The sequence below is a fragment of the Leisingera sp. ANG-Vp genome, from assembly GCF_000813725.1.
Lineage (GTDB): Bacteria > Pseudomonadota > Alphaproteobacteria > Rhodobacterales > Rhodobacteraceae > Leisingera.
Window position 1 is genome coordinate 1 of sequence record NZ_JWLD01000133.1, and the last position, 3,254, is coordinate 3,254.

Here is a 3,254-nt window from a genome sequence, read left to right on the forward strand (position 1 = left end):
GCGGCCTTGGGCCCGGCACCGGGCGCAGCCCGGTGCCGGGCCCAACAGGCAAAGGCTTTTGCACAAAAGCCGGCGCCTGGCGGGAGCCCTCCGCAGCTCACGGACGCACGCAGGAATGTGACCGCCCTTCGGCAGACATTGCGGATAGACTCAGGCTGCACCGCAAAAGAGCGATGGAAATGACCCGACTGAGCCCACCACGGATGCCGCGCCGAACGCTGCTTGCCAGCCTGGCCGCCGCCTTGCTTGCACCGCAGGAACTGCAGGCAAAACCCATCGCCTACCGCCTTGCGCCGGAAGGCACCGACGTGCGCTTTACCTTCCTGCTCAATGGCCAGCCGCGGCACGGCCGGCTCCCGGTGCGTGCCGCCCGCATCCTGATCAATCCCCGGAACCTCATCCGCAGCCAGGCAGACATCACCCTGAATGCGAGCCGCGCCCGGACCGGGCTGATTTTTGCCACCGAAGCACTGAAAAGCGCCTCCGTGCTCGACACCGCGCGGTTCCCGGATATCCGTTTCCGTTCCACCCGGATCCGTCTCGGCCCCCGGGGCAACCTTTCCGGCGGTGCGCAAATCAGCGGCGAGCTTACCCTGCGCGGCACCACACGGCCCCTCACTCTAGAAGCTGCACTCTACCGCCTCCCAGGCACTGCCCCAGCAGACCTTCGCGAACTCGACGTGCATCTCTCCGGCCATCTCAGCCGCGCCGCCTTCGGCGCCACAGGCTTTGCCGATCTGGTGGCCGACCGGGTCAGCCTCGCCATCAAAGCACGCCTGCTCCAGGCCGGCTGAACTGCCGGCACTGCGGTAAAAATACCGCCCCGCAGAAATACGACACGGCAATGGCGGAAACCGGCTGGCAATGGCGCCCCAGCCTGTCATGGTCGCAGCGTTATGCGCCTGATCATCTCCTTTGCCGCCCTGTTTCTTTCCGTCATCCTGCTGCAGCTGTCATCCGGAGGCGTGGGCCCGCTGGATGCCATTTCCGGCTCGGTCCTGAACTTCACGACAACGCAGATCGGCCTTCTGGGCACGGGCCATTTCGTCGGCTTCTTCATCGGCTGCTGGTGGGCGCCGCGGCTGATGGGCAACGTCGGCCATTCCCGCGCCTTCGCGGTCTGCACCGCGCTAGGGGCCATGGGGCTTCTGGGCCATACGCTGACCGAAAACCCCTATGCCTGGGCCGGGATGCGGATTGCCTCCGGCCTTTGCGTGGCGGGCGCCTACACGGTAATCGAGGCCTGGCTCAACGCCAAGGTCACCAATGAGAACCGCGGCCGCGCCATGGGCACCTACCGGATCGTCGACATGGGGGCCTCGCTGGCGGCACAGCTGATCATCGCGGTGCTGCCGCCTGCGGTTTATGTCTCCTACAACCTGCTGGCGGTGCTGTGCTGCGCGGCACTGCTGCCGCTGACCCTGACCAAGGCCAGCCAGCCGGAAACCCCCAATGCGCCGCGGCTGCGCCCCAAGCTGGCCTGGCGCTGCTCGCCGCTGGCTGTGGCGGGTGTGATCGTCGCGGCACTCAGTTCCGCCTCCTTCCGGATGGTCGGCCCGGTCTATGGCCAGGAAGTCGGCCTCGCCGTGGACCAGATCGCCTTCTTCCTCGCGGCCTTTGTGGCGGGCGGCGCGCTGGCGCAGTATCCGATGGGCTGGCTTGCCGACAAATACGACCGCCGCTGGGTGCTGATCTGGCTGTCGGGCGTTGCCATCCTCAGCTGCGGCATCACCATGGCCGCCAGCGGCACCGGCACCCTGGGCGTCATGCTGGCCGCCGGCTTCTTCGGCTTCACCACCTTCCCGATCTTCTCGGTCTCTGCGGCGCACGCCAATGACTTTGCCACCTCGGCCGAGCGGGTCGAACTGTCCGCCGCGCTGATGTTCTGGTATGCGCTTGGCGCCATCGCCTCGCCCTATGTCTCATCCGCGCTGATCGAGGCTTACGGACCAGCCGCGCTTTTTGCCTATGTCGCCTGCGGCCATGTGCTGCTGATCGTTTTCGGCCTCAGCCGGATGAAAGTCCGCGCAACCCCGGAAGAGCGCACCAGCTATGTCTACGCGCCGCGCACCTCCTTCACCATCGGCCGCCTGCTGAAGCGGTCACGCGAGAAAAGATAGCCAGGCGCTGCGTCTGTCTTTGGTCCCTAGCGGGGCTGAAGACCGTCCCGCAGCTTGAACAGCAGCGCCTGCAATTCCTCCAGCTCAGCCACGGACAATCCGGACTGGCCGATCATGCAGGCCGTCACAGCCGGCGCCTGCTGTGACAGCGCCTTGCCTGCATCCGTCAGCCGGACCTCCACCGCCCGGCCGTCCAAGGCGCTTTTGCTGCGGGTCACATGGCCCATGGCCTCCAGCCGCTTAACCAAAGGCGTCAGCGTGCTGGTCTCCATCCCCAGCTTCTGCGCCAGCGCATTCACCTGCCGGCCATCCTCCTCCCACAAAAGCGTCAGCGTGATGTACTGCGGATAGGTCAGACCCAGCGCTTTCAGATGCGGCGCATAGGCCCGGGTCACCGCATGAGACGCCGTGTACAGCCCATAGCAGAACAGGTCATCCGCCCTGGTGGGAATATCAGCGTGTTTCATGGCCGTGCCTCCATTTATATCGTGCACGATTCATTTCTTGACTCCAGCGGCAGCCGCAGTCAATGTCACAATATAGGTCGCGCACGATATAAATTGGAGAACACATGTCCTGGCTACCCAACCTGCAAACCGAGACGCCGGAGGAAGGCTACCAGCTGGCGATCAAGCTGTCCCGCATGGCCGTAAAACTGACCCAGCCCGATGACGAGGCCCGCAACAAGATGCGGCCGGGCTATGCCAACAACTACGATAGCCTGATCGCGGTCTCCCATGTCGTGGCGGTGAATTTCCAAACCGTCTCGCAGGCCAACAACTACTGGCGCTGACAGGCCTGCAGCAGCCACCACTCACGCAAACAAAAAAGAGGGCCGGTCTTCCGGCCCTCTCTCAATCAGGTCAACGGCACTCAGTCCTTGGCGGCTTCCGAAGCCTCCGGCGCACTGCCTTCTCCGACCGCGCCATTCAGCAATGGCACCTCGTCCGCGCCGCTGTCCTCCGCTTCAACGCCCAGCGCCTGGCTGGCAACGCCGCTGACACCGTTTTCCATCGACAGGCCCAGCTCCTCGCCCAGCTTCTTCAGCGCAGGCATCTGCACCGCCATGCCCATGATCGAGTCGAGCGCCTGATTGACCACCGGCTTCTCGGCACCATTGCCGGCACCCGCCGA

The 3,254-nt window shown here is 64.9% G+C and carries 5 protein-coding genes; 3 read left to right on the forward strand and 2 right to left on the reverse strand.

Annotated features, from left to right (window positions below; translation table 11 throughout):
• The first annotated feature begins 179 nt into the window (after positions 1 to 179).
• A complete protein-coding gene (locus RA20_RS24380; RefSeq protein ID WP_241482328.1) occupies positions 180 to 794 on the forward strand; it encodes a YceI family protein in 615 nt (204 codons plus the stop codon).
• Positions 795 to 896: 102 nt separating this feature from the next.
• Positions 897 to 2,120 (forward strand): MFS transporter, encoded by a 1,224-nt coding sequence (locus tag RA20_RS24385; RefSeq protein ID WP_039135550.1) that lies wholly within the window; start codon positions 897 to 899, stop codon positions 2,118 to 2,120.
• Positions 2,121 to 2,146: 26 nt separating this feature from the next.
• Here the strand turns inward: RA20_RS24385 and RA20_RS24390 are convergent, their stop codons facing one another.
• The gene (locus RA20_RS24390; protein WP_039135552.1) at positions 2,147 to 2,587 is read right to left on the reverse strand and encodes a MarR family winged helix-turn-helix transcriptional regulator; all 441 of its coding nucleotides are present in this window, start codon (positions 2,585 to 2,587) and stop codon (positions 2,147 to 2,149) included.
• A gap of 104 nt (positions 2,588 to 2,691) precedes the next feature.
• Here RA20_RS24390 and RA20_RS24395 point away from each other — a divergent pair, with 104 nt between their 5' ends.
• A complete protein-coding gene (locus RA20_RS24395) occupies positions 2,692 to 2,913 on the forward strand; it encodes a hexameric tyrosine-coordinated heme protein (RefSeq protein ID WP_039135554.1) in 222 nt (73 codons plus the stop codon).
• 80 nt (positions 2,914 to 2,993) lie between these two features.
• Here RA20_RS24395 and RA20_RS24400 read toward each other — a convergent pair.
• Positions 2,994 to 3,254 (reverse strand): flotillin domain-containing protein (locus tag RA20_RS24400; RefSeq protein ID WP_039135557.1); only part of this gene is annotated, 261 nt, incomplete at its 5' end.

Excerpts from the sequence above, each read along its gene's own strand:
- RA20_RS24380 (WP_241482328.1), top strand. The coding sequence starts at position 180 with ATGACCCGACTGAGCCCACCACGGATGCCGCGCCGAACGCTGCTTGCC.
- RA20_RS24385 (WP_039135550.1), top strand. The coding sequence starts at position 897 with ATGCGCCTGATCATCTCCTTTGCCGCCCTGTTTCTTTCCGTCATCCTG.
- RA20_RS24390 (WP_039135552.1), bottom strand. The coding sequence starts at position 2,587 with ATGAAACACGCTGATATTCCCACCAGGGCGGATGACCTGTTCTGCTAT.
- RA20_RS24395 (WP_039135554.1), top strand. The coding sequence starts at position 2,692 with ATGTCCTGGCTACCCAACCTGCAAACCGAGACGCCGGAGGAAGGCTAC.